We start from the raw sequence: 22,821 nt of genomic DNA, 5'->3' as shown, positions 1-22,821 counted from the left end.
GGCTCAGTATTCGACGACGCCGTCCAGCGCGTAGTGCTTGATGGTCTTGCGGTTGGCGATCAGTTCGTCCACCGTCGGCTTGCCGGTCATGGCGCGTTCCAGCGCCAGCTTCATCGCCTCGTAATTGGTTCGATAGAGATCGGCCTTGTCGAGGTTCGGGTCTTCGGCGCAGCGCGGGTCGAGCCACACCATCACGATCATGCACAGCTCATCCGCCTGGTCCTTCGGCAGGATGCCTTCGGCCAGCGCGTCGACGATGGCGTCGCCAATGGCGCCCTGCACCACGCCGCCGAGCAGGTCGACATATTCCAGCGTGTGGATGGTGGCCTTGGTGGTCATCATCGTCGCCGGACGCACCTGCTGGTTCAGGTCGCGCACCACGAACATGCGGGTATGACCCTGCACCTGACCCATCATCGAGGCGAAGGCGTTCCCGGCGGGGCCACGCACGGAGCCGATCAGCACTTCCGGCATCGCGTCGGTGAACTGTCCCTCGGCCGCGAGCACGGTCGCCTCGCCGGTGCGGAACCAGATGTCGCTCATGTGAACCTCTTTTTTCAACCGCCACCCGCAAACCGGGCGAAACCGCTTAGCATCCGCCCCCGCGCGGCGTCCATGCGGCGCGGTTGTCGGCACCCGTCACCCCGCTTGTCGCCCCGCGCCACATACCCGGGCACCCACCTCACCCTCACAGGTTGCTGAATCGTTAGCTTGACTCCCCGGGACTCTGGACAGGGAGGGGTCCATTCGATTCAAATCGGAGTGATTCGGAGAGATGCGGCACATCGCTCCTGTCGTACTGGGAACGGGTTTTGGGACTTCGGGGGAGGCCGGCGATGGCGCGCGCCAACGCTGCAGGCGCGTCCGTGCGCGTACAAGCCATGCGAGGGCTTGCACGCAGCGTGGCGCGACCTGCCTATCAGCGATTGGTCGACGCCGAACCCTTCATGCGCAAGGCCGTTCCGGCGCTGATCGTGGCGTTCATCGCCTCGGTCGCTATTGCCGCGATCGTGCAGATTCATGCCTATCGCACCGAAGCCATCGCCAATGCCAAGGATGAGCTCGCCCTCTTCGCCGCTGCCATCGCCAGCGAGGCCGGGCGGCAGCCCGCCGGCACCGCGACGCCCGATGCGCTGCTGAAGAACAGCCTGCCCCCGCGCGCCGCCGAGGATGGACGCCGCTATGGCCTGATCGACGCCAATGGCAAGATTCTGGCGACCCATGACGAGGCCGCCGCCGCCGCCGACCAGATCAGCCAGCTTCTCGCCAACACACAGGCTCTGACCATCTTCGCCGAGAACGCCGGCGTGCTCGATGTGGTGATGCCGGACGGCACCGCCGCCCTCGCCACCGTGCGCAACCTGCCCAATGGCGCGCTGCAGCTCGTCGTGGTGCAGCCGCTCGATGGGGCGCTGGCGACCTGGCGCTCCGACACGGTGCTCACCGTCACCCTGCTGTCGACCACGGGCGCGGTGCTGCTGATCCTCGGCTTCGCCTTTCACTGGCAGGCCACCCGCGCCCGCGAGGCGGACGGCATTTATGAGACGGTGCGCGCGCGCATCGACACCGCCCTGTCGCGCGGCCGCTGCGGCCTGTGGGACTGGGACATGGGGCGCGGCCGGATGTTCTGGTCGGAATCGATGTTCGAAATGCTCGGCCACGAGCCGCGCGAGGACCTGATCTCCTTCGGCGAGGTGGCGAGCCTCGTCCATCCCGACGACACCAATCTCTACGACATCGCCCGCGAGATCGCCGACAAGCCCGGCCGCACCATCGACCGCGTGTTCCGTATGAAGCACGCCGACGGCCATTGGGTGTGGCTGCGCGCCCGCGCCGAGGTCGTCCCCCAGCACAATGGCGAGCCGCCGCATCTGGTCGGCATCGCGGTGGACGTGACCGAAGAACGCCGGCTGGCGGAGCGCACCGCCACCGCCGACATGCGCCTGCGCGACGCCATTGAGAGCATCTCCGAATCCTTCGTGCTGTGGGATGCGGCGAACCGGCTGGTGCTGTGCAATTCGCGCTTCCAGTCGCTCTATGGCATCGGCGACGCGCATGTGGCGCAGGGCACCGAGTTCGAAACCATCGCCTCTCTCGCCCGCCAGCCGGTGGTGCGGATCCCGTTGCGTACGGAAGACCGGCCGGAGGAAGGCGCCCGGGCTTTCGAGGCGCAGCTCGAAGGCGGGCGCTGGCTGAAAGTGGCCGAACGCCGCACCAAGGATGGCGGCTATGTCTCGGTCGGCACCGACATCACCGCTCTGAAGCGCCATGAAGAGCGCCTGATGGAAAGCGAGAAGCGGCTGATGGCGCTGGTCGCGGACCTGCGCAAATCGCAGCAGACGCTCGAACTGCAGGCGCTGCAGCTCGCCGAGCTGGCGCAGAACTATGCCGACGAGAAGACCAAGGCCGAGGACGCCAACCGCGCCAAGTCGGAATTCCTCGCCAATATGAGCCATGAGCTGCGCACGCCGCTCAACGCCATCATCGGCTTCTCCGAACTGATGGAAAGCGGGCTGTTCGGCCCGCTCGGCAATGACAAGTACAATGAGTATTGCCGCGATATCCGCGATTCCGGCCGCTACCTGCTCGACGTGATCAACGAAATTCTCGACATGTCGCGCATCGAGGCCGGGCGCGTGCAGCTCAACCTGCAATCGGTCCAGCTGGACGAGGTGGTCACCGACGCCATCCGCGTCATGTCGGTGCGGGCGGGTGAGAAGCAGCTCACCATTGTCGACGAATCCGATACGGCGGTGACGGTGGAAGCCGACAAGCGGGCGCTGAAGCAGATCACCCTCAACCTGCTGTCGAACGCCATCAAATTCACCCCGGAGCAAGGCCGCGTCAGCCTGCGCACGCGCCGCTCCAAGCATGCGGCGCTGCTGGTCATCGAAGACAGCGGCATCGGCATCGCCAAGAGCGCGCTGGCCAAGATCGGCCGCCCGTTCGAACAGGTGGAAAGCCAGTTCACCAAGACCCACAAGGGCTCCGGCCTCGGCCTCGCCATCGCCAAGTCGCTGGTGGAGCTGCATGGCGGCTCGATGCGCATCCGCTCCTCCGAGGGCGTCGGCACCACGGTGGTCATCCGCCTGCCCTTGAACGGTCGCCCCGCGCTGCAATACCGTGCCGGCCGGACCTCTGCCGCCGAGTAGCCGTCAATGAATGCCCTGGAAGAGAACGCCGTCGACTGCGTCGTCGCCGGTGCCGGCGTGGTCGGCCTCGCCATCGCCCGCGCCCTCGCGCTGAAAGGGCGCGACGTGCTGGTGCTGGAAGCCACCGGCCTCGTCGGCTCCGACACCTCCGCGCGCAACAGCGAGGTGATCCATGCCGGCATCTATTACGCCCCCGGCACGTTGAAGGCCCGGCTCTGCGTCGAAGGCCGCGCGGCGCTCTATGCCTATTGCGCCGAGCGCGGCATCGCGCATCGCCGCTCGGGCAAGCTGATCGTCGCCAGCAGCGCGGTGGAAATCGACAAGCTCGCCGCCATTGACGCCCATGCCCGCGCCTGCGGTGTCACCGATCTCCAGCCACTGACGGGCGCCGAGGCGCGGGCGCTGGAGCCGGCACTCCATGCCGAAGCGGCCCTGCTCTCGCCCTCGACCGGCATCATCGACAGCCATGCGCTGATGCTCGCCCTGCGCGGCGATCTGGAAGATGCCGGCGGCATGATCGCCTTCAACGCGCCGATCCTCGCGGGCGAGGTCTCGGCGAAGGGGATCGCCCTCACTGTCGGCGGGGCCGAGCCGATGCGGCTCTCCTGCGCCAGCTTCATCAACGCCGCCGGCCATGGCGCGGTGCCGCTGGCCCGGGCCCTTACCGGACTGCCAGCCGAGACGATCCCGCCGGCCTATTTCTGCAAAGGTTCCTATTTCACCCTGTCCGGCCGGGCGCCGTTCACCCGGCTGATCTATCCCGTGCCGGAACAGGCGGGTCTCGGCGTGCATCTCACTCTCGATCTCGGCGGACAGGCCCGCTTCGGGCCGGACACCGAATGGATCGACACGCCGGACTACACCGTCGACGCCGCGCGCGGGGACGCCTTCTACGCCGCCATCCGCCGCTACTGGCCGGCGCTGCCGGATGGAGCGCTGAATCCCGGCTATGCCGGCATCCGCCCGAAGATCGTGCCGGCCGGCGCGCCGGCGGCGGATTTCCGCATCGACGGGCCGGAGGCGCATGGCGTTCCCGGGCTGGTGCAGCTCTTCGGCATCGAATCCCCCGGCCTCACCGCCAGCCTCGCCATCGCAGACCTTGTGGCGGCGAAGCTGGGCTAGAGCAATTCCCGCAAAAGCGCATAGCGGTTTTGCGATAGGAATTGCGTATAGTCAGAGAGTTAGAGCATTTCCGGTGAATGTGAATTCACCGGAAATGTTCTAGGCTCTCTTCCGCCGCCGCTTGGGCTCGGCGGCAAGCAGCCGCTCGAAAGTGGCGCGCACGGCGCGCTGCGTCTCGAACAGATGCGCTTCCAGCGTGGAAAAATCCGGCATCGCCCCGGCACGCGCCAATAGCCGCCGCAGCGCCGGGCTCGCCTCGGCCGGATTGAACGGCTCGGTGATGGCGAGGCGCAACACCTGCGTCAGATCGTGCAGCAACCGGCAGGCATCGGCCAGAACCTGCCCGTCCTGCGGGTCGAGCAGGTCCACGCGCTGCGCCGCCTCGATCACCCGCAGCGTCGAGGTGTCGATGATGCGCGGCTCATGCGCGGCATGGGCCAGCACGAGATATTGCGCAAGGAACTCGATATCGACGAGACCGCCGCGCGCATATTTCAGATCCCAGGGGTCGTCCTCGCCCTTCTCGTCGGCAATGGCGCGGCGCATGTCGAGAATGTCGGCGGCGAGGCGGTGCGGCTCGCGCTCGCGCGCCAGCACGTCGCGAATGGCGCTCTCCACCCGGCTCCGGAAGCCGGGCGAGGCGGCGACCACGCGCGCGCGGGTCAGCGCCATATGCTCCCAGGTCCAGGCTTCCTCGGCCTGATACAGCTCGAAACGCGGCAGACTGGTCGCCACCGGGCCGGAACGGCCGGAAGGCCGCAGCCGCAGATCGACCTCATAGAGTTGCCCGGCATTGGTCGGCGTGGTCAGCGCACTGACGATGCGCTGGGTGAGGCGGGCGAAATATTGCCCACCATACAGCGGGCGCGGGCCGTCACTGTCGGGGTGCTCCTCGTCGAAATCATAGAGAATGATGAGATCGAGGTCGGAGCCCGCCGTCATTTCCCGCCCGCCGAGCTTGCCCATGGCGAGCACCGCCACCTCCGCCTGCGGCAGCGTGCCGTGCGCGGTGCGGAAGCGGGCGATCACGTCCTCTTCCAGCGAGCGGATCAGCACATCGGCCAGCCGCGCGAAGGCCTCGCCGGCGCGGGCGGCGGGCAGCGTGCCGGAAAGGATGCGCACGCTGATCAGCACATGGTGCTCCTGCCGGAAGCGGCGGGCGCGGTCGAGCCGGTCCTCCTCGTTCTCCGCCTGGGCGAGGTCGGCGGCGAGCCGCGCGGCGAGTTCCGGCTCGTCGGGCAGCGCGCCGAAGAAGGCGGGGTCGAGCAGCGCGTCGAGCAACGAGGGCCGGTGCGCCAGCATTTCGCCGAGGCGCGGCGCGGTGCCGAGAATGGTGGCGAGCAGGCGCACCAGGTCGGGATTGTGCCGCAGCGCCGCCAGCAGCCGCTGCGCGGTCGGCATCTCGCGGAAGAAGCGGTCGGCGGCGTTCAGCCCGGCATCGGGAGCGCCACCGCGCGCCAGCGCGTCGACAAGCAGCGGCACGATGGCTTCCAGTTCCTCGCGCACGCCTTCCACCCGCAGCGCGCGCGGCTCGCCGGCCAGCCAGCCGCGCACGGTGGCGCTGGCCGCCTTGGGGTCGGCATAGCCGAGCCGGTGCAGCGTCGCCAGCGTCTCGCGGTCGTCGGCGCGTTCCGGAAATTCCAGCCGCCCCTCCACCGCCGCGCGCGGCGGGGCGTCCTCGAACAGTTTGGAATAATGGTCCTGCACCCGGGTCAGACGCTGGGTCAGCGCCTGCGCGAAGGCGTCGCGGTCGGCATAGCCCATGAAGAGGGCGAAGGCGGCGAGCGCCTCCTCGTCTTCCGGCAGGCTGTGGGTCTGCGCATCGCCGACCATCTGCAGCCGGTGCTCGACCCGGCGCAGGAAATGATAGGCCTCGTCCAGTTGCTCGCGCGCCGGCTCGCCGATCCAGCCGGTCTGCGCCAGCACGGCGAGGGCTTCGAGCGTGCGCGGGGTGCGCAGGCGCGGATCGCGGCCGCCGGCGATGAGCTGCTGCGTCTGCGCGAAGAACTCGATCTCGCGAATGCCGCCGCGCCCGAGCTTGACATTGTGGCCCTCCACCGCGATCGCCTCATGGCCGCGAAAGGCGTGAATGTCCTGCTTCATGGCGTGAACGTCGGAGATCGCGGCATAGTCCAGCGCCCGCCGCCAGACAAAGGGCGAGAGCTGGCGCAGGAACTCGTGCCCCAGCGCGATATCGCCGGCGATCGGCCGCGCCTTGATATAGGCCGCGCGCTCCCAGGTGGCGCCCTCGCGCTCGTAATAATCCAGCGCCGCCTCAACCGAGAGCGCGGCCGGGGTCGAGGCCGGGTCGGGCCGCAGCCGCAAATCGACGCGGGCGACATAGCCCTCGCCGGTGCGCTCCTGGATCAGCCGCACCAGACGCTGCGTCATCCGCACGAAAAACGGCGCCGCCTCGACATCCTTCGCCAGCGGCGCCACCTCGGCATCGTAGAGGACGATCAGGTCGACATCGCTGGAATAGTTGAGTTCCCGCGCCCCGTGCTTGCCCATGGCGAGCACGGTGTAGCCGAGCCCTTCCACGCCGGTCTTGCGCAGCTTGCGCGCGGCGATGCCCTCGCGCACCAGAAACGCCACCGCCGCGGCAATGGCCGCATCCGCCGTGGCGGTGAGTTCCGCCGTCACGCGGGCAAGGTCGAACACCCCGCCAATATCCGCCAGCGCCACGGCGAGCGCGGTCAGCGCCCGCAGCCGGCGCAACGCCGCCATCACCTCGGCCTCGTCGGCCGACGCCTCGACGGCCGCCACGGTGGCGGCGCGGGCCTCGGCGAGCGCGGCGAGCGGCTCGGCCTCCAGCAGCGCCAGCAGCCGTGCCGGGTCGACGCGGATCAGTTCGGTGAGGAAGGGCGAATGCGCCGCCACCGCCGCCAGCACCGCGCGCGCCTCGTCATGATCGGCCAGCAGGGCGGCGAGCCGGGCACGGACGGGTTTCGGCGCGTCGGCGATCGCGTCCGCCAGCGCCTCGGGCAGCCCGCGCGGCACGGGAAAGCCCGGCGCACGTTTCAGCCTCGCAAGGAGGCTGTTAGCCGGCACCGATTCCGTCCCGCTCTTTGCCGCCGCCATGCCGTCTTCGCCCCCCTTGCCTTCTGCACCGGCCTGCCGCCGGCGCCGTCCTACTGCGCCTCCGCTTCGTCCGCGAGGTCGAGCGGCAGGTCGATAACGACCCGAAGCCCCGGATCGTTGCCCTCCAGCGACAGTGTGCCGCCGTGCAGCCGTACCACCGCTGCCACCAGAGACAAGCCCAGACCGAAGCCGGGACGGGTGCGGCTCGCTTCCAGCCGCACGAAACGCTCGAGAACACGCGGGCGATCCGCCTCGGCGATGCCGGGGCCGCGATCGGCCACCACCAGCCGCAGCCGGTCGCCGGCGCGCACCGCGCTCAGCGTCAGGTCGCGCCGTTCACCCGGCGCGTCCGGCGCGCTGTACTTGATGGCGTTGTCGATCAGGTTGGCGAGCGCCTGGCCGAACAGTTCGCGCACGCCATGCATCGGCAGCGGGCCGGCGATCTCGGTGCGCAGGTCGAGCCCGCTCTCATCCGCCACCGGCTCGTAGAGTTCCGCCACTCCCGCCACCGTCTCGGCGAAGTCGAAGCGCAGCATTTTGGCGCTCGCCTGTCCCGCTTCGGCGCGCGCGATCATCAGGAGCGCGTCGAAGGTGCGGATCAGGCCGTCCGATTCCTCGATCGTGCGTTCGGTGGCGAGGCGCCATTCCTCCTCGGAGGCGGCGGTGCGCAGCGCGTCCTCGGCCCGGTTGCGCAGCCGGGTGAGCGGGGTCTTGAGGTCGTGGGCGATATTGTCCGAGACCTCTTTCAGCCCCGCCATCAGCGCCTCGATGCGGTCGAGCATGGCGTTGAGGCTGAGCGCCAGCCGGTCGAACTCGTCGCCGGTGCCGGAGACGGCGAGACGGCCGGAGAGATCGCCGGCCATGATGCCGTCGGAGATCGCCGTCATCTGGTCGATGCGCTTGAGCACGCGCCGTGTGATGAACAGTCCGCCCGCCATGCCGAGCACGACCAGCAGCGCCAGTCCCCACACCGCCGGGCCGATGATGATCTGGCGCAGCTCCTCGCGCTCGACCACGTCGCGGCCGATCAGCAGCCGGTATTCGCCCGGCAGGAAGATGACATGCACCAGCGCCCGGCTCGGCGGCGCGGCGGAATCCTCGGTGCGGATGTAACTGATCTCGCGCCAGCCCTGCCGGTCGAGGAAGTTCAGCGGCAGGTTCATCATGTTGCCGGCCAGCGGATCGCCGTTGAAGCTGGTCACCAGCAACAGCCCGGCATCGGGCGCACCGGCGCGCCGGTTGACCAGATTGACCAGCCGGCTGATGCCGCCGCGCTCGAACTGCGCCTGCATGAAGCGCGTGTCCTTCTCGATCGTCTCCACCGCCTGGCGTGTCACCAGGCGCTGTGTGTGCCAGCCGAGATAGGCGATCACCGAGGCGCCGAAAATGGCGAAGATGAACAGATAGGCCGCGAGCAGCTTGAACGCGGTGGTGCGGATGAGCTTACCGAGCGCCGTCACGAATAATGTACCCCGCGCCGCGCACCGTGTGGAGCAGCGGCGGATCGAAGCCCTTGTCGATCTTCGCGCGCAGCCGCGAGACGTGAACGTCGATCACGTTGGTCTGCGGGTCGAAATGATAGTCCCACACATTTTCCAGCAGCATGGTGCGGGTCACCACCTGCCCGGCATGGCGCATGAGATATTCGAGCAGGCGGAACTCGCGCGGCTGCAGCGCGATCTCGTGGCCGGAGCGGGTGCAGCGATGCGCCAGCCGGTCGAGTTCGAGATCGGCAACGCGGTACACCGTATCGGCCGCCTGCGGCCCGCCGCGCCGGGCAAGCGCCTCGACGCGCGCCAGCAATTCGGTAAAGGCATAGGGCTTGGGCAGGTAGTCGTCGCCGCCGGCGCGAAGGCCGGTCACGCGGTCATCCACCTGGCCGAGGGCTGAAAGGATCAGCGCCGGCGTCTTGTCGCCGCGCCCGCGCAGATCGGCGATCACCGACAGGCCGTCGCGGCGCGGCAGCATGCGGTCGACGATGAGCACGTCATAGCCCCCGTCGCGGGCGAGCACGAGGCCCTCTTCGCCGTCGGAGGCCACATCCGCCACATGCCCGGCCTCGCGGAACGCCTTGCGCAGGTAATCGGCGGCGTCGCGGTCGTCCTCGACGATGAGCAGGCGCATGGGGGACTCGTCGGCATTCTTGCGGGCCGCTCTCCGGAAATCCGCGAGTTCGATGAATGGGCCCTCTCGGCCCCGCGCGGAATCGGAGGCAGCGGTACGATTCGAATTCGTCTCCATGTACGTCATTTCGAGCCTCGCGCCTATATTGGCGTCCCGCCGGGGCGCCCCCGAAATAGATGACGCGGGGAATCCTCCCGGATTCCCCGCGCCACCGAACCGGCCGCAGCCCAAGGGGCGACGGAACGAGCCGCAACCGGAACCCTTAAGGTCAGCCCTTCTGGTCACCCAGCGAGATGGCCACGAAACGGGTGCCCTGCTCGGACTTGACGCGCATCAGCACAGCCTTGCGGTTGTCCTTCTTGGCGGTGGCGAGGCCGTCGCGGACTTCCGCCGGGGTCATGACCGGCTTGCCGCCGACATCGAGAATGACATCGCCCGCCTTGATGCCGCGCTCGGCCGCCGGGCCGTTCGGGTCGACATCGGTAACGACCACGCCGATATCACCGGCGCCGGCGACACCCTTGGCGGGCGCCAGCGACAGGCCAAGGCGCGGAATGCCCTTGCCGTCTTCCTCGCCCTGCCCGGCCTGGCCCTTGTCGGCGGAGGCGACATCGGTCGGCAACTGTTCCAGCGTAACCGGAATGGTCATCGACTTGCCGTCGCGCAGCACGCTCAGCTTGACCGTGGTACCGGGCTTCTTGCGGGCGATCTCGCGCGACATTTCGCGGGAGTCCTTGACGTTCTCGCCGTCGATCGCCGTCACCACGTCGCCGGGCTTGAGGCCGGCCTTCTCGCCGGGCGTGCCGGGCTGCACCTGGGCGATCAGCGCGCCTTCGGCTTCCTTCAGGTTCAGCGCCTCGGCGACATCGTCGCTGACCGGCTGGATCTGCACGCCGACATAGCCGCGCGCCACCTGCCCGCCATCCTTCAGCGCCTCGACCACTTCGGAGACGGTTTCGGAGGGAATGGCGAAGGCGATGCCGACATTGCCGCCCGAGGGCGAGACGATGGCGGTGTTCATGCCGATCACGTCGCCGTCGAGGCTGAAGGTCGGGCCGCCGGAATTGCCGCGGTTGATCGGGGCGTCGATCTGGATGAAGTCGTCATAGGGGCCGGAGCCGATGTCGCGGCCACGCGCCGAGACGATGCCGGCCGTCACGGTGCCGCCGAGACCGAACGGATTGCCGACCGCGACCACCCAGTCGCCGACGCGCGGCGCCTTGGAGGCGAGCTTCACCCAGGGGAAGTCCGACTTGCCGTCGACCTTGAGCAGCGCCACATCGGTGCGCGGATCGGTGCCGATCACCTTGGCGGTGTAGCTCTTGCCGTCGGTGGTGGTGACATCGACCTCGGACGCGCCGTCGACGACATGGTTGTTGGTGACGACATAGCCATCATTGGAGATGAAGAAACCGGAACCCTGGCCGACGACGCCACGGTGACCGGGGCCGCGACGCGGGCCCATATCCGGGCCGCCGGGGCCGCCGGGGCCGAAGCCGAAGCGGCGCATGAAGCGCTCGATCTGCGGGGGGATGTTCTGGCCGCCGAGGCCCTCTTCGTCATTGGCGGCGAGCTTGTCCTCGTCCTTCTTCACCTTCACGCTGACGACGGCGGGGGAGACCTTCTCGACGATGTCGGCGAAGGAGAAGGTGCCGGCGGGCTGGTTGGTGGTCAGCTGGGCCTGGGCGGGAGTGATGATCTCGGGCAGCACGAAGGCGCCGACAGTGCCACCGGCGAGGGCCAGGGTGAACACGCCGGCGAGCAGCCGGGAACGGCTCTTGCGCAGCGTGGACGAAGGGGTGCGGGTCGTGTTGGGCGCGGTGCGCGACATGTGTCGTTCCTCGTTCGACAAATCACTCTCCCCACCGGGAGCGTTGAACGAGAACCTAGAGACCGTCGCCTTAACGCAGTCTGGCGAGCGGGTTAAACTTTCGTAACGTCGTCGGGGGCGTCGGCTGGCCGCTCGGCCAGCGCCTCCCGCAGCCGCGCCTCTTCCTCCGGCGACAGCGGCACGGCGGCCGGCGCCTCGCCCGCCCCCGCCTGCGCCGCCCGGCGGCGATAGGCGATAACGAGGCCGAGCCCGCCGAACACCAGCACCGCGAAGGGCGCCAGCCAGAGGATGACGTTCGCTCCGTGCCAGGTCGGGCGCAGCAGCACGAACTCGCCATAGCGGGCGACGAGATAGTCGAGCACCTGCTGGTCGCTCTCACCCTGCTGGATACGCTCGCGCACCAGAAGGCGCAGGTCGCGCGCCAGCGGCGCGTCGGAATCGTCGATGGACTGGTTCTGGCACACCATGCAGCGCAGCTCCTTGGAGAGCTCGCGCGCCCGCGCCTCCTGCGCCGGATCGGGCAGCACCTCGTCCGGCTGCACGGCGGCGGCGGGGGTTATGAACGCGAGGCCGAGGAGCAGGGCGACAGCGAGCATCGCCCGCCAGCGCGCACCTCCCTCATGCCCGGGCTTGACCCGGGCACCCAGATCTCGAACCCGCGCACCAGCGGCAAAACGGAATCCCCGGGTCAGGCCCGGGGATGAGGGAGACGTGTGGATGCTCATTCCGCCGCCACCACCTTCGGCTCGGCCGCCGCCTTCGGCTTCTTCGCCGGCTTGGGCGCCCCGACGCGCAGGCGCCGGTCGCTGAGCGAGAGCGCGCCGCCCAGCGCCATGATGATGGAGCCGATCCAGATCAGCGTCACATAGGGCTTCCAATAGGCGCGCACGCCGACCCCGCCGCCGGGCAGTTCGTCGCCGAGGCTGACATAGAGCTGGCTGAAGCCGAGCGTGCGGATGCCCGATTCCGTCGTCGGCATGTTGCGGGCGGTGAACAGGCGCTTGGAGGATTCGATGGTGCCGATATCGACCCCGCCCCGGCGCACCGTGAACACGCCGGCGAGGTCGCGGTAATTCGGCCCGTTGCGCGGCTCCAGCCGGTCGAGGGTCAGTTCATAGCCGCCGACCTCGAAGCTGCCGCCAACCTTCACCCCGGTGATGCGCTCGGCGTTCCAGCTCGTCTCGGCGACGATGCCGAACAGGCACACGCCGACGCCGGCATGGGCAAGCGCGGCGCCGAACACCGCGCGCGGCAGGCCGCGCAGCCGGGCGAACGCGGTCTTGGCCGGCACGCGGCCGAAGCCGGCGCGCTCCGTCACTTCCGCCACCGCGCCGATCACCACGAAGGCGGCGAGGCCCATGCCGAACGGCGCCAGCAACGGCCCGCCGCCCTGCGCATAGGCTGCCAGCGCGGCGATGACGATGGCGGCGCCGAACGCCGCCATCAGCCGCTGGGCGGCGCCGGCGAGATCGCCACGCTTCCACGCCAGCAGCGGGCCGAACGGCATGGCGAAGGCCACGGGGAGCATCAGCGCGCCGACGGTGAGATTGAAATAGGGCGGTCCGACCGTGATCTTGGCGCCGTTATAGGCTTCCAGCGCCAGCGGGTAGAGCGTGCCGACCAGCACGGCGGCGGCGGCGGCGGTGAGCAGCAGGTTGTTCAGCACCAGCGCGCCCTCGCGCGAGACCGGCGCGAACAGCCCGCCCTGCCGCAGCATCGGCGCCCGCAGCGCATAGAGCGCCAGCGAGCCGCCGATGAAGAAGACGAGAATGGCGAGGATGAACACGCCGCGCGAGGGATCGGTGGCGAAGGCATGCACCGAGGTGAGCACGCCCGAGCGCACGAGGAAGGTGCCAAGCAGCGACAGCGAGAAGGCGAGGATGGCGAGCAGCACCGTCCACACTTTCAGCGCGTCGCGCTTTTCCATCACCACGGCGGAATGGATCAGCGCCGTGCCGGCGAACCACGGCATCAGCGAGGCGTTCTCCACCGGGTCCCAGAACCACCAGCCACCCCAGCCCAGTTCGTAATAGGCCCAATAGGAGCCCATGGCGATGCCGAGTGTCAGGAATGCCCAGGCGGTCAGCGCCCAGGGCCGCACCCAGCGCGCCCAGGCGGCGTCGATCCGCCCTTCGATCAGCGCGGCGACGGCGAAGGCGAAGGTGATGGAGAAGCCGACATAGCCGAGATAGAGCAGCGGCGGATGGATGGCGAGGCCGATATCCTGCAGGATCGGGTTGAGGTCCTGCCCTTCCGCCGGCGGCGGCACCACCCGGATGAACGGGTTGGAGGTCAGCAGGATGAACAAAAGGAACGCCACCGCCACCGCGCCCTGCACGCCGAGCACATTGGCCTTCAGCCGCGCCGGCAGATTGCCGCCGAACAGCGCCACCAGCGCCGCGAAGATCGCCAGCACCAGCACCCAGAGCAGCATCGAGCCCTCATGGTTTCCCCAGGTGCCGGTGATGCGGTAGAGCAGCGGCTTGGCCGAATGCGAATTCTCCACCACGTTCAGCACCGAGAAATCGGACTGCACATAGGCCACCACCAGCGCCGCGAAGGACAGGCCGACAAAGCCCGCCAGCACCAGCGCCAGGGTCGAGCCGACGCGCATCAGCGCCGCGTCGCCGGTGCGCGCCCCCCAGATCGGGATCACCGTCATCAGGATGGCGACGGCGAGCGAGAGCACCAGCGCGTAATGGCCGATTTCCGGGTTCATGGGCTTAGCCTTCCCTGCCGGCCCCTATGCGTCGTGGCCGCCTCGCTCAAGAAGCTGTCATCCCGGACGGCCGCCAGGCCGATCCGGGATCGCGGGCCGATAATGGCACGGAAAGCGGAAGCCGATCCCGGCTCGCGGCCGTGCCGCGTCCGGGATGACGTTGACCAGGGACCCAGCGGAAGAACGCTCACGGCGTCGCCTCCCCTTCCTTCCACACGCCCTGCTTCTTCAGCGCGTCGGCGACTTCCTTCGGCATGTAGTTCTCGTCATGCTTGGCGAGCACACTGTCGGCGGTGAAGCTGCCATCGGGGGCGATGACGCCCTCGGCGATCACCCCCTGCCCCTCGCGAAACAGATCGGGCAGCAGCCCGACATAGGCGACGCGCATATCCGCGCCGTGATCGGTGATGACGAAGCGCACATGGGTGCCGTCGGTGTGCTCGACGCTGCCGTCCTTCACCAGCCCGCCGAGCCGCAGCCGCGTGCCGGGCATCGTGCCCTCGGCGGCGATCTCGCTCGGCGTGCGGAAGAACACGATGGTGTCGCTGAGCGCGAACAGCACCAGCCCGGCGGCGAGGGCGAGCACGCCGGCGGCGCCGGAAATGACGAGAAGGCGGCGTCCTTTGCGGGTCATGGCGTCAGCTCTCCAGCCCGAGTTCGCGCGCCAGCGCGTCGATGCGGCCGAGCGCCGCCGTATCGCTGGCGAAATGGGTGCGGGCCTGGCCGGCGGCGGTCTTGGCCTTGTCCTGCTGGCCGAGCACGGTCCAGGCGCGCATCAGCCGCAGCCAGCCCTCGATATCGTCGCCCTGCTGCGCCAGCCGCGCCTCCAGCCGCTCCACCATGCCGCGCACCATGGCCTCGCGCTGCTCCGGCGTCAGGCTTTCCGCCGCCGCCATGTCCGCCGCGCCGGGACCGGGGCCGGCGGTGGCCGGGACCGGCGCGCCGATGCGGGTCAGCGCCTCGCGCAGCAGGCCGAGCCAGGGCGCATCGGGCGGGGACTGGGCGACCAGCGCGCTCCAGCGCGCCGCCGCCTCCGCCGTCTGCCCGTCCTGCTCGGCGGCGAGGCCGAGAAAATACTGCGCCTTGGGGTCTTGCGGGTCGGCGGCCAGCGCCGCCGTGAATGCCTGTTTCGCCTGCGCCGTCACCACCCCGCCCGCCTGCGCGGTGAGCGCTTCGCCAAGGCCGGTTTCGCGCTGGGCATTGGGGCCGAGCAGGCGGATGGCGTTGGCCCAGGCGCGGGCGGCATCGTCGAGCCGGCCGATGCGGGCATAGATCGGCGCCACCACCTCATAGCCGCGCCCGTCATCCGGGTTGGCTTCGAGATGGGTCTCGACCTTGCGGATGAGGATGGCGATGTCGGAAGGGTTGGGCTGCGCCTCCAGACGCTGCGCCAGCGGCTGCGGCGGATAAAGCGGCGAGCCCAGGGAAAGATACAGCCCCCCGGCCAGCAGCGGCACGCCGAGCAGCGCCACCACGGCGACCACGCGCCGCCGCCGACCCTCGCCGGAGCCCTCACCCTCACTCGCCCGCTCGGCGGTGGCGCGCAGGATGCGCCGCGCCACCTCGGTGCGGGCGGCCTCGCCTTCGGCCGGGGCGATCAGGCCGGCGGCGCGGTCGCGCTCGATCTCGGCCAGTTGGTCGCGATAGACGGCGAGATCGGCCTCGGCGGTGCTGGCGGCGGGCGCCGCCGCGCCGGTGCGCAGCGGCCACAGCACCGCCAGAATGGCGGCGCCGGTCATCAGCGAGAAGGCGATCCACAGCAACATTAGTTTTCCTCTAATGCGCTGAGGTAGCCGACCTCGAGCCTGTCGCCAATCCGTAACACCCTCAGTCGGATCGCCGCAGGCTCACAGTGCCGCGAGGACGCGGACCGCTTCAGGTCCGCTTTGCCTGCGAGGGACGCGGACCGCTTCAGGTCCGCTTTGCCTGCGAGGACGCGGACCCCTGCGGGACCGGCCTGCGTCACCCCGCCGCGCGGCTCAGCCGGCGACGGGCGACCAGGTGCCGTCCGGGTTGCGGCAGGCGGTGCCGCGCGCGGTCTGCGGCTGGCCGTTGATATAGATGGTGTGGGTGAACTCCCGGCACTTGGGCGAGCCGCCCCGCGCATAGGTCGGGCCGGGGACGATGGTGCCATAGGCGCCGCTATCGCCGCGCCAGCTCACCGGCGCGCCGGGACTGCCATATTCCAGCGCCTGCGTTTCGGCCTGCTGCGCCCGCTGCCGGTCGGCCTGGTCGAGCGCATTACCGATGGTGCCGCCGATCAGGCCGCCCACCGCCGCGCCGACCAGCGTGCTCGCGGTGTTGTGCCCGACTGCCTGGCCGATGATGCCGCCCGCAACCGCGCCAATGGCCGCGCCGCCGACAGTGTTCGGGTTTTCCTGCGCGGTGCTGCAGCCCGCGAGCACGCCGGCGACAAGGCCCACGGCGACGAATTGGTATGCGCGCATGAAAATCTATCCTCCAGCTTCGGCACGGCATCTCGCGCACCAAGGAAGAGAGGAATAGGGCGAAAGCGCGGCTCCGTCACCCCTTTCGCCGATCAGGCCGCCGGCAGCCGCACCACGCAGCGCAGCCCGCCGAACGGGGAACGGCCGAAGCTGAGCCGGCCGCCGTAAAGTCCTACCAGTTCGGCGACGATGGACAGGCCGAGGCCGGAGCCCGGCCGGGTCTCGTCCAGCCGCTTGCCGCGCTTCAGCGCCTCGGTCTGCTGCTCCGGCGTCAGGCCGGGGCCGTCATCGTCGATGGTGATGTCGAAATAATCGCGCTCGCCCGCCGCGCCCGGCACCGCTACGACGGCGATCTCCACCAGCGTGCGCGCCCATTTGCAGCCATTGTCGACGAGATTGCCGAGGATCTCCTCAAGATCCTGCCGCTCGCCGCGAAAGCGCAGGCTCGCCGCCACCTCTGACTCCACCGCCACGCCCTTGGCGCGGTAGACCTTGGCCAGCGTCGCGGCGATGCGCGCGACGATGGGCTCGACCTCCTCCACCGTGGTGACGACGGAAGCACGCGCGGCCATGCGCGCCCGCTCCAGATGATGCGCCACCTGGTCCTTCATGATCTGCGCCTGCTCGGTCACCTTGGCGGCGAGCGGCGCGTCCGGCCCATGGCCCCGTGCCGCCTCGTTCTGCAGCACGGAAATCGGCGTCTTCAGCGCATGGGCGAGGTTGCCGACATGGGTGCGGGCGCGCTCGACAATCTCGCGATTGGTGTCGATGAGCGCGTTCACCTCCGCCGCCAGGGGGGCGATCTCGATGGGGTAGTCGCCCTCAATGCGATCGGCGCGGCCGGTGCGCACCTCGTGCAGCGCGGCGAGCATGCGCTTGAGCGGACGCAGGCCGAACAGCACCTGGAACACCAGCGTCAGCAGGAAGGCGCCGCCGAGAATCGCCAGCGTCACCGCCAGCGCCTGGTCGAAGCCGGCGACCTCCTCCTCGATCTCACCCGCATCGGCCGCCACCGCCACCGCATAGCGCCCATCCTCGCCGAGATCGACCACCCGCTCGACAATGCGCAGCCTCTGGCCGGAGGGGCCGTCGGCATAGGATTCGCGCAGCCCCGAGACATCCGAATCGGGCTGGCGCTCGAACAGGAGCGGCAGCTTGCCCTCGGGCAGCGAGCGCGAGGTCTTCACCTGCGCCGCCGGCCCGTCGGTGCGGGTGATCTGCCAGTACCAGCCGGAAATCGGGAAGTTGAACAGCGGGTCGCCCAGCGTCGTCGGCTCCGGCATGGTGCCGGAGGGCGAGTTGGCGACATCGGCGACGATGGTCTTGAGATAGACATCGAGCCGCTGGTCGAAGGCGCGTTCCACCGCCGCGCGGTAGACCTGATGCAGGGTGAAGCCGGTGACCGCCAGCACGAGAACGCTGACGACCGTCGCCGAAACGAACAGGCGCAGCGCCAGCGAGCCGGAGCGCATCAGCGCGGCGCCTCGCGCGTCGTCTCCGGCGCGACGAGCAGATAGCCGAGCCCGCGCACGGTCTGGATCACGTCCACCTCCAGCTTCTTGCGCAGCCGGCCGACGAAGACCTCGATCGTATTGGAATCGCGGTCGAAATCCTGATCATAGAGATGTTCGACCAGCTCCGTGCGCGACACCACCCGCCCGGTATGGTGCATGAGATAGGCGAGCAGCCGGTGCTCATGCGAGGTCAGCTTCACCTGCCGCCCGCTCACCGTCACCCGGCCGGAGCGGGTGTCGAGCATCACCGGGCCGCAGGTGAGTTCGCTGGCGGCATGGCCGGCGGAACGGCGCAGCAAAGCGCGGAGGCGCGCCAGCACCTCCTCCATATGGAAGGGCTTGGCGACATAATCGTCGGCGCCGGCATCGAAGCCCTGCACCTTGTCGCTCCAGCGGTCCCGGGCGGTGAGAATCAGCACCGGCATTTTCCGCCCCGCCCGCCGCCAGGCTTCCAGCACCGAGAGCCCGTCCATCTTCGGCAGGCCGATATCGAGCACCACGGCGTCGTAAGGCTCGGTATCGCCGAGGAAATGGCCCTCCTCGCCGTCAAAGGCGCGGTCGACGGCATAACCGGCCTCGACCAGCGCCTCATGCATCTGGCGGTTCAGATCGGGATCGTCCTCGACGACAAGCAGGCGCACGGCAGTTCCTCACGCACACCGCGCGGGGGGCACGCGGCGCTGCGAGCATGCCACCGAGTGTGGCGGATGTCAGGTGCGGGGTGCGGGGCGCCCAGGCCCGTTCGTCATCGCGGACGGCCGCAGGCCGATCCGGGATCGCGCGGCATCCGGCGGACGATCCCGGCTCTGCGCTACGGCCGGGATGACGGCAAACCGGGACAGGGCCTCACCCGCGCCCCCCTCACTTCCCCCGCCAGCCGCACAGTTCCCGCCCCACCGCGTTGTGCGCCTTCACCTGGCGGATGGTGGGGTCGGTGTCCTCACTCGCCCAGCTTATCGGCCGGAACACCCCGCAGGCGCCCCTCGTCGCGGCGGAAGGTGTCGTCGTCGCGCAGCCGGCCGCCGTCAACGTTGCGGCGATCAGCAGCAGCCCGCGCGCGGTCCGCGCGCGCGATCGTCTCCAGCACATCGCGTTCTCCTTCCACCAGGCATGCCGCCCGTCCTTCGGCGCGGCCCTTGAGATAAATCCCGCCCGCCAGCGCGGCGGCGGCGAAAAGCAGCGCGGCGGTGCGCCCGAGCGGGCTCGCCAGCAGGCCGAGCAGCGCCGTCACGGCGTCACCTCGCCGGCCTCGATCCGCGCCAGCGCCGCGCGAAGGGTGAGGGCCACGCCCGCCAGCATCAGCGCCGCGAACGCCCATTTCAGCGGTTCGGCGAGGCTGGCGAGCGGCGCCAGCCGGTCGGCCTGTTCGGCCACGACGGCGCCGAGCATACCGGCCCCGCTCAGAAGCCCGCCGGCGCCTTCCGGCGTGCGCGAGAGCCGTGTGTCGGCCGGGCGGGCGCGGGCGGCGCCGCCGGTTTCCCGCGCGGCCTCCGGCTGTGCCGAACCTGCCTGCGCCGCGCCCGCCAGCGCCTTCGCCGCCGCCCGCACCTCGCCGACGCGCCGGGTCCAGCCGGCGCCGAAGGTCGGAAAGGTGCGCAAGGTCCGCAGCATGGCAAGCCGCCGGTCGCACACGCCGTCGATCAGCGCGGACACGGCGCGCGCCTCCAGCGCCGCCAGCGTCGCCTCGCCCACCTGCCCGTCCGCAGTGACCTTGAGCGCGCGCTGCAGCCATTTCGCCGCCTGCGCCGGCCCGGAATTCACCGCCGCGTCGAACAGCGCATAGTCGAGCCCGGCCGGCAGGTCGTCGGCGCGCACCGCGTCCCAATACTGGCGGCGATACAGCGCGCTGACCTCCTCCGGCGCGATCCGCCGCACCTCCCGTAACGGCAGCCCATGGCGCCGACGCCAGCCATCATAGACGCGCTGGGTGATGCCGTTCATCGTCGCTCCGCCGGGATCGGCGGGGTGGTCGGCATAGCCGCCCTCGTGGACGAGCACGCGCTTAAGCGCCCCGTCGAAGCCCGACGCGGTCATGGCATGACTCCACTGCAAAAATTAGGGGGTAAATTTTGGGGATTAACGCTATGTTAAGGGTCTCACTACCCGAGCACGGTTGCAAAAATACCCGAATATCGAGATTCCTTTTGAGAAGCTGGCTACCGAACGGGGCTCTGCACGGCATGGCAAGAGAAGATCGACTCGTCGAAGACCTGCGCGGCATTTTCGATGAAGCACGGCGCAGCTCCGGCCAGGTGCAGGCGGAGGCGCTTCTGGCTGTCGCCCCGGTGGTGCTGAAAAGCACCGATTCCGAGCGCGGCGTGGCCTATATGCGCGACCGGCTGACACCCGAGAGCTACCGGGCGATCTGCCGCGCCATTGGCGACGAACTGGATCGGCTCAATGCCGAGATCGACCGGCTGAAGCGGTTCGAGAAGATCGCCACCGTGGTCGAAACCGCCAAGCGCCGCATCATTGCCCGGCCGACCATCGCCGCCAAGCCGGTGGCGACCGCCGCCGCCAAGGCCGCCGCCGCGAGCGCGGCGGGAGCGGGCGAAGCCGGACCCGCCGCTGCCTTCATCGGCCCGCAGCCGCCGGCGCCGGCGGGGCCGCCGAGCGCGGCCGGCCGCGGCATGCGCGCCGCCGCCGAATAGGCGCTCAGTCGTCTCCGTCCCACCCCTCGCCGGGCCGCGTCGCCGTCAGGGCGGCGCGCTCCTCCTCGCCGAGCAGTCGCTCATACCGCTCCTGCGGGATGTCGATCTGCACCGCCCTCGGCGTCGCCGGTATCGCCAGCGCCGCCCGCCCGTCGGTGGGGTGCACATGCCAGGCCCAGAGGAATTGCGTCGCCCCGGCGGGGGCGCCCAGCGCCTGCCACGCCGCGGCGCTGCGATCGGCCGCCTGCGCGGGCGAGGCAAAGATCAGATAGTTCATGGCAACGTTCCCTGCAGGGCGGCATCGAGCGCGGCGATAGCGAGTGGCGCGCGCGCGAGAACCAGTGCCGACATCTGGCCGTAAAGCGGGGCGCCGCCATTGGGGCTGACGCCGATCCGCACCGTGCTGTCGCTGTCGACCGACGCCGTCGAAGTGCCGAGTGCCACCATTGTCGTGGCGCCGTCGATGGCGAAGTCGAGCCCGTCTTCAAGGAATCGTGCCCGGCCGATGAACCGGGCCCAGGAACCCATCACATAGCCTCGCGAGGCGAGCGGCGGATTGTCCAAATCATTGGCGGAGGCGGCGAAGCGGGCCGCCGCCAATGTCGGCGTATGCAGGATCCCCGCGCGATACCAGGACAGGTTTGCCCCCTTCGAGGCGCTGAAGAAGGCTGCGGAGCCGGCGGTGGCCGACGACAGGCCGGCGACACCGATGGTGACGTTGTCCGCCTTGCGCGCAAAGTCCGCGGCGCCGGCAATGCCGAAATTCTGGCTGCCGGAAAAGGCGAGGACCGGCCGGCCATTGGGGCCGGTGTCGAGCGCGCCGGCATTGACCAGGCGCGGCTGCGCGGCCGTCACGCTCTGCGTGGCGTGGCGTCCATTCCCGCTCTGGTCGTACCAGATGACGGCATAGGCGCTGGCCGTGCCGGCGAAGGCGAGCAGCGCGGCGCTGTCCAGCGCGCCCAGCGGGGTGAAGCCGATATCGGCCTCGGCGCCATCGCTGGATCGGCGGACCCGAACGCCGGGGCCGGTCTGCGCGGTCAGAAGCCGCGTCAGGCCGTAGGCGGCATAGAGCGTGCCGGCGAAAGCGTCGAGCACCGGCCGCGCCGCCGGGCGCGCGCCGCGATGGGCGAGCGAAAGCGAGAAGCCGAAGGCCGCCATCTCAGTCGACCCGGTGAATGACGAGCCCGGCCGTGGTGCCGGTGGCCAGCACGCGCCGGACCAGAAACTCCAGCACGCTGACCTGGCCAGGCGGCAGCGGCAGGGTCAGCGGCGCGTCGTCAGCGGCATCGACGGGGAGGATGCGGATCTCGGCGCTCGCCAGCGTGGCCGGCGCGAACACCCGCAGCCGGGCATAGCGCGGCAGGTCGGCGGCGTCGCTCGGCGCCACCAGCGCCCCGGCGCGGCCGAGGCCAGCGGGGGAGAGAGCGCGGCGGTGCCAGGGGTCTTTGGCGGCATCATAGGGCATGGGTTCGCTCCCTGATATCAGAGGGTGAAGGCGAGGTAGGACAGGACGAGCCGCACCCGCCCGCCGGTGAAGCTGCCGCCCAGCGCGGTGACGCGCAGCGGCGTGTCGGCATAGAAGGCCTGCGGGCCGATCACGCCGATATTGCCGGCGCCGGCGGCGATGCCGAGCAGCCCGCCGAATTTCGCCGTCTCGCCGGATATGCCGACCTCGTAGGACGTCGCCCCGGTCACCGCCGCCACGGTGCGGCTGGCGACCGCGAGGCAGATGGCGCGGCTGGGAATGACCAGTGTCGAGACCGCGAAGGCCCCGGCGAGGTTCACCTCCGCCTCGGCGACGCGCAGCGTCGCGGCGGCGCCGGAAGGGGCGAGGACGAGCGCCTCGCGCCAGACGCTGCCGTCGAACAGCAGCGTGACCCCTTCCGCGACGACATAGGCGCGCCAGCCGGCGCGGGGGGCGAGGAAATGCCAGCCGGAATCGTAGAGCGCGATCTCACCCTCATGGCCGGCGAAGGCGTCGCCGGCGCCGGACGCGACCAGATGCCGGTCGCCCGGCAGCGGCGCGGCCGGGGGAAGGGCGCGGGTGCGGTCGAGCACGGCGAGTTGCACGGCGGCGTCGAGCCGCAGCAGCGCCTCATTATGCGTCACATGTTTCTGCGCCTGCGCCGCCGCGAGCAGCGGCAGCGCGAGCAGGGGCGTCGTCTCGCTCATGGGATCAT

At 69.9% G+C, this 22,821-nt stretch carries 21 protein-coding genes; 3 read left to right on the top strand and 18 right to left on the bottom strand.

Translation table 11 applies throughout. The annotated features are described in order from the left end of the window. Positions 1-3 precede the first annotated feature (3 nt). Positions 4-543, bottom strand: a complete 540-nt coding sequence (gene fae, locus AAC979_RS02810; protein ID WP_371345304.1) for a formaldehyde-activating enzyme — start codon at positions 541-543, stop codon at positions 4-6. Between the two features lie 404 nt (positions 544-947). Between fae and AAC979_RS02805 the strand changes: the two genes are divergently transcribed. Then, a complete protein-coding gene (locus AAC979_RS02805; protein WP_371345303.1) occupies positions 948-3,152 on the top strand; it encodes an ATP-binding protein in 2,205 nt (734 codons plus the stop codon). A gap of 6 nt (positions 3,153-3,158) precedes the next feature. Continuing rightward, positions 3,159-4,274, top strand: a complete 1,116-nt coding sequence (locus AAC979_RS02800) for an NAD(P)/FAD-dependent oxidoreductase (RefSeq protein ID WP_371345302.1) — start codon at positions 3,159-3,161, stop codon at positions 4,272-4,274. Between the two features lie 99 nt (positions 4,275-4,373). Here the strand turns inward: AAC979_RS02800 and AAC979_RS02795 are convergent, their stop codons facing one another. The 13 genes from AAC979_RS02795 to AAC979_RS02735 all read right to left on the bottom strand — a co-directional run bounded on the left by AAC979_RS02795 (position 4,374) and on the right by AAC979_RS02735 (position 20,024). Further along, positions 4,374-7,355, bottom strand: coding sequence for a bifunctional [glutamine synthetase] adenylyltransferase/[glutamine synthetase]-adenylyl-L-tyrosine phosphorylase (locus AAC979_RS02795; protein ID WP_371345301.1), 2,982 nt, complete (start codon positions 7,353-7,355; stop codon positions 4,374-4,376). Positions 7,356-7,405: 50 nt separating this feature from the next. Then, positions 7,406-8,815: a sensor histidine kinase gene (locus tag AAC979_RS02790; RefSeq protein WP_371345300.1), complete on the bottom strand. Its 1,410-nt coding sequence runs from the start codon at positions 8,813-8,815 to the stop codon at positions 7,406-7,408. Next, positions 8,799-9,479, bottom strand: a complete 681-nt coding sequence (locus tag AAC979_RS02785; protein WP_371345299.1) for a winged helix-turn-helix domain-containing protein — start codon at positions 9,477-9,479, stop codon at positions 8,799-8,801. Before AAC979_RS02785 ends, AAC979_RS02790 begins: the two co-directional genes overlap by 17 nt. Before the next feature lie 268 nt (positions 9,480-9,747). Continuing rightward, positions 9,748-11,310, bottom strand: a complete 1,563-nt coding sequence (locus AAC979_RS02780) for a Do family serine endopeptidase (RefSeq protein ID WP_371345298.1) — start codon at positions 11,308-11,310, stop codon at positions 9,748-9,750. A gap of 92 nt (positions 11,311-11,402) precedes the next feature. Beyond that, complete coding sequence (locus AAC979_RS02775; RefSeq protein WP_371345297.1) at positions 11,403-11,906, bottom strand: cytochrome c-type biogenesis protein; 504 nt, start codon at positions 11,904-11,906, stop codon at positions 11,403-11,405. Between the two features lie 125 nt (positions 11,907-12,031). Next, a complete protein-coding gene (locus AAC979_RS02770; protein WP_371345296.1) occupies positions 12,032-14,029 on the bottom strand; it encodes a heme lyase CcmF/NrfE family subunit in 1,998 nt (665 codons plus the stop codon). A gap of 187 nt (positions 14,030-14,216) precedes the next feature. Continuing rightward, positions 14,217-14,663 (bottom strand): cytochrome c maturation protein CcmE, encoded by a 447-nt coding sequence (gene ccmE, locus AAC979_RS02765; RefSeq protein ID WP_371345295.1) that lies wholly within the window; start codon positions 14,661-14,663, stop codon positions 14,217-14,219. A 4-nt stretch (positions 14,664-14,667) separates the two neighbouring features. After that, complete coding sequence (gene ccmI, locus AAC979_RS02760) at positions 14,668-15,795, bottom strand: c-type cytochrome biogenesis protein CcmI (protein WP_371345294.1); 1,128 nt, start codon at positions 15,793-15,795, stop codon at positions 14,668-14,670. Positions 15,796-16,008: 213 nt separating this feature from the next. Further along, complete coding sequence (locus AAC979_RS02755; RefSeq protein ID WP_371345293.1) at positions 16,009-16,476, bottom strand: glycine zipper domain-containing protein; 468 nt, start codon at positions 16,474-16,476, stop codon at positions 16,009-16,011. A gap of 92 nt (positions 16,477-16,568) precedes the next feature. Next, complete coding sequence (locus AAC979_RS02750; protein WP_371345292.1) at positions 16,569-17,948, bottom strand: ATP-binding protein; 1,380 nt, start codon at positions 17,946-17,948, stop codon at positions 16,569-16,571. Then, complete coding sequence (locus AAC979_RS02745; RefSeq protein ID WP_371345291.1) at positions 17,948-18,631, bottom strand: response regulator transcription factor; 684 nt, start codon at positions 18,629-18,631, stop codon at positions 17,948-17,950. Before AAC979_RS02745 ends, AAC979_RS02750 begins: the two co-directional genes overlap by 1 nt. Positions 18,632-18,930: 299 nt before the next feature. Next, positions 18,931-19,221 (bottom strand): hypothetical protein, encoded by a 291-nt coding sequence (locus tag AAC979_RS02740; RefSeq protein WP_371345290.1) that lies wholly within the window; start codon positions 19,219-19,221, stop codon positions 18,931-18,933. Then, positions 19,218-20,024 carry a glycoside hydrolase family 108 protein gene (locus AAC979_RS02735; protein ID WP_371345289.1) on the bottom strand — a complete coding sequence of 269 codons (807 nt, stop codon included), beginning with the start codon at positions 20,022-20,024 and terminating at the stop codon, positions 19,218-19,220. Before AAC979_RS02735 ends, AAC979_RS02740 begins: the two co-directional genes overlap by 4 nt. Positions 20,025-20,170: 146 nt before the next feature. Here AAC979_RS02735 and AAC979_RS02730 point away from each other — a divergent pair, with 146 nt between their 5' ends. Next, complete coding sequence (locus tag AAC979_RS02730; protein ID WP_371345288.1) at positions 20,171-20,641, top strand: hypothetical protein; 471 nt, start codon at positions 20,171-20,173, stop codon at positions 20,639-20,641. 4 nt (positions 20,642-20,645) lie between these two features. Here AAC979_RS02730 and AAC979_RS02725 read toward each other — a convergent pair whose 3' ends face one another. Genes AAC979_RS02725 through AAC979_RS02710 form a run of 4 tightly spaced genes read right to left on the bottom strand, consistent with a single transcriptional unit; the run spans position 20,646 to position 22,813 of the window. Then, positions 20,646-20,918 (bottom strand): hypothetical protein, encoded by a 273-nt coding sequence (locus AAC979_RS02725; protein ID WP_371345287.1) that lies wholly within the window; start codon positions 20,916-20,918, stop codon positions 20,646-20,648. Continuing rightward, positions 20,915-21,799: an arabinofuranosidase catalytic domain-containing protein gene (locus tag AAC979_RS02720; protein WP_371345286.1), complete on the bottom strand. Its 885-nt coding sequence runs from the start codon at positions 21,797-21,799 to the stop codon at positions 20,915-20,917. Before AAC979_RS02720 ends, AAC979_RS02725 begins: the two co-directional genes overlap by 4 nt. Position 21,800: 1 nt before the next feature. Then, complete coding sequence (locus tag AAC979_RS02715; protein WP_371345285.1) at positions 21,801-22,106, bottom strand: hypothetical protein; 306 nt, start codon at positions 22,104-22,106, stop codon at positions 21,801-21,803. A 17-nt stretch (positions 22,107-22,123) separates the two neighbouring features. Further along, entirely contained in the window at positions 22,124-22,813 is a 690-nt protein-coding gene (locus AAC979_RS02710) for a DUF2793 domain-containing protein (RefSeq protein ID WP_371345284.1), read from the bottom strand. Positions 22,814-22,821: the final 8 nt, after the last annotated feature.

Origin of the sequence: Ancylobacter sp. IITR112, from assembly GCF_041415945.1 — a bacterium.
GTDB lineage: Bacteria > Pseudomonadota > Alphaproteobacteria > Rhizobiales > Xanthobacteraceae > Ancylobacter.
This window is presented reverse-complemented; position numbering and strand designations above follow the sequence as displayed.

Coding starts and splice junctions, on each gene's coding strand:
- ccmI (WP_371345294.1), bottom strand. CDS start 15,795: ATGTTGCTGTGGATCGCCTTCTCGCTGATGACCGGCGCCGCCATTCTG.
- fae (WP_371345304.1), bottom strand. CDS start 543: ATGAGCGACATCTGGTTCCGCACCGGCGAGGCGACCGTGCTCGCGGCC.
- AAC979_RS02780 (WP_371345298.1), bottom strand. CDS start 11,310: ATGTCGCGCACCGCGCCCAACACGACCCGCACCCCTTCGTCCACGCTG.
- ccmE (WP_371345295.1), bottom strand. CDS start 14,663: ATGACCCGCAAAGGACGCCGCCTTCTCGTCATTTCCGGCGCCGCCGGC.
- AAC979_RS02775 (WP_371345297.1), bottom strand. CDS start 11,906: ATGCTCGCTGTCGCCCTGCTCCTCGGCCTCGCGTTCATAACCCCCGCC.
- AAC979_RS02720 (WP_371345286.1), bottom strand. CDS start 21,799: ATGGCGGCCTTCGGCTTCTCGCTTTCGCTCGCCCATCGCGGCGCGCGC.
- AAC979_RS02755 (WP_371345293.1), bottom strand. CDS start 16,476: ATGCGCGCATACCAATTCGTCGCCGTGGGCCTTGTCGCCGGCGTGCTC.
- AAC979_RS02800 (WP_371345302.1), top strand. CDS start 3,159: ATGAATGCCCTGGAAGAGAACGCCGTCGACTGCGTCGTCGCCGGTGCC.
- AAC979_RS02750 (WP_371345292.1), bottom strand. CDS start 17,948: ATGCGCTCCGGCTCGCTGGCGCTGCGCCTGTTCGTTTCGGCGACGGTC.
- AAC979_RS02715 (WP_371345285.1), bottom strand. CDS start 22,106: ATGCCCTATGATGCCGCCAAAGACCCCTGGCACCGCCGCGCTCTCTCC.
- AAC979_RS02710 (WP_371345284.1), bottom strand. CDS start 22,813: ATGAGCGAGACGACGCCCCTGCTCGCGCTGCCGCTGCTCGCGGCGGCG.
- AAC979_RS02795 (WP_371345301.1), bottom strand. CDS start 7,355: ATGGCGGCGGCAAAGAGCGGGACGGAATCGGTGCCGGCTAACAGCCTC.
- AAC979_RS02735 (WP_371345289.1), bottom strand. CDS start 20,024: ATGACCGCGTCGGGCTTCGACGGGGCGCTTAAGCGCGTGCTCGTCCAC.
- AAC979_RS02730 (WP_371345288.1), top strand. CDS start 20,171: ATGGCAAGAGAAGATCGACTCGTCGAAGACCTGCGCGGCATTTTCGAT.
- AAC979_RS02725 (WP_371345287.1), bottom strand. CDS start 20,918: ATGAACTATCTGATCTTTGCCTCGCCCGCGCAGGCGGCCGATCGCAGC.
- AAC979_RS02785 (WP_371345299.1), bottom strand. CDS start 9,479: ATGCGCCTGCTCATCGTCGAGGACGACCGCGACGCCGCCGATTACCTG.
- AAC979_RS02805 (WP_371345303.1), top strand. CDS start 948: ATGCGCAAGGCCGTTCCGGCGCTGATCGTGGCGTTCATCGCCTCGGTC.
- AAC979_RS02770 (WP_371345296.1), bottom strand. CDS start 14,029: ATGAACCCGGAAATCGGCCATTACGCGCTGGTGCTCTCGCTCGCCGTC.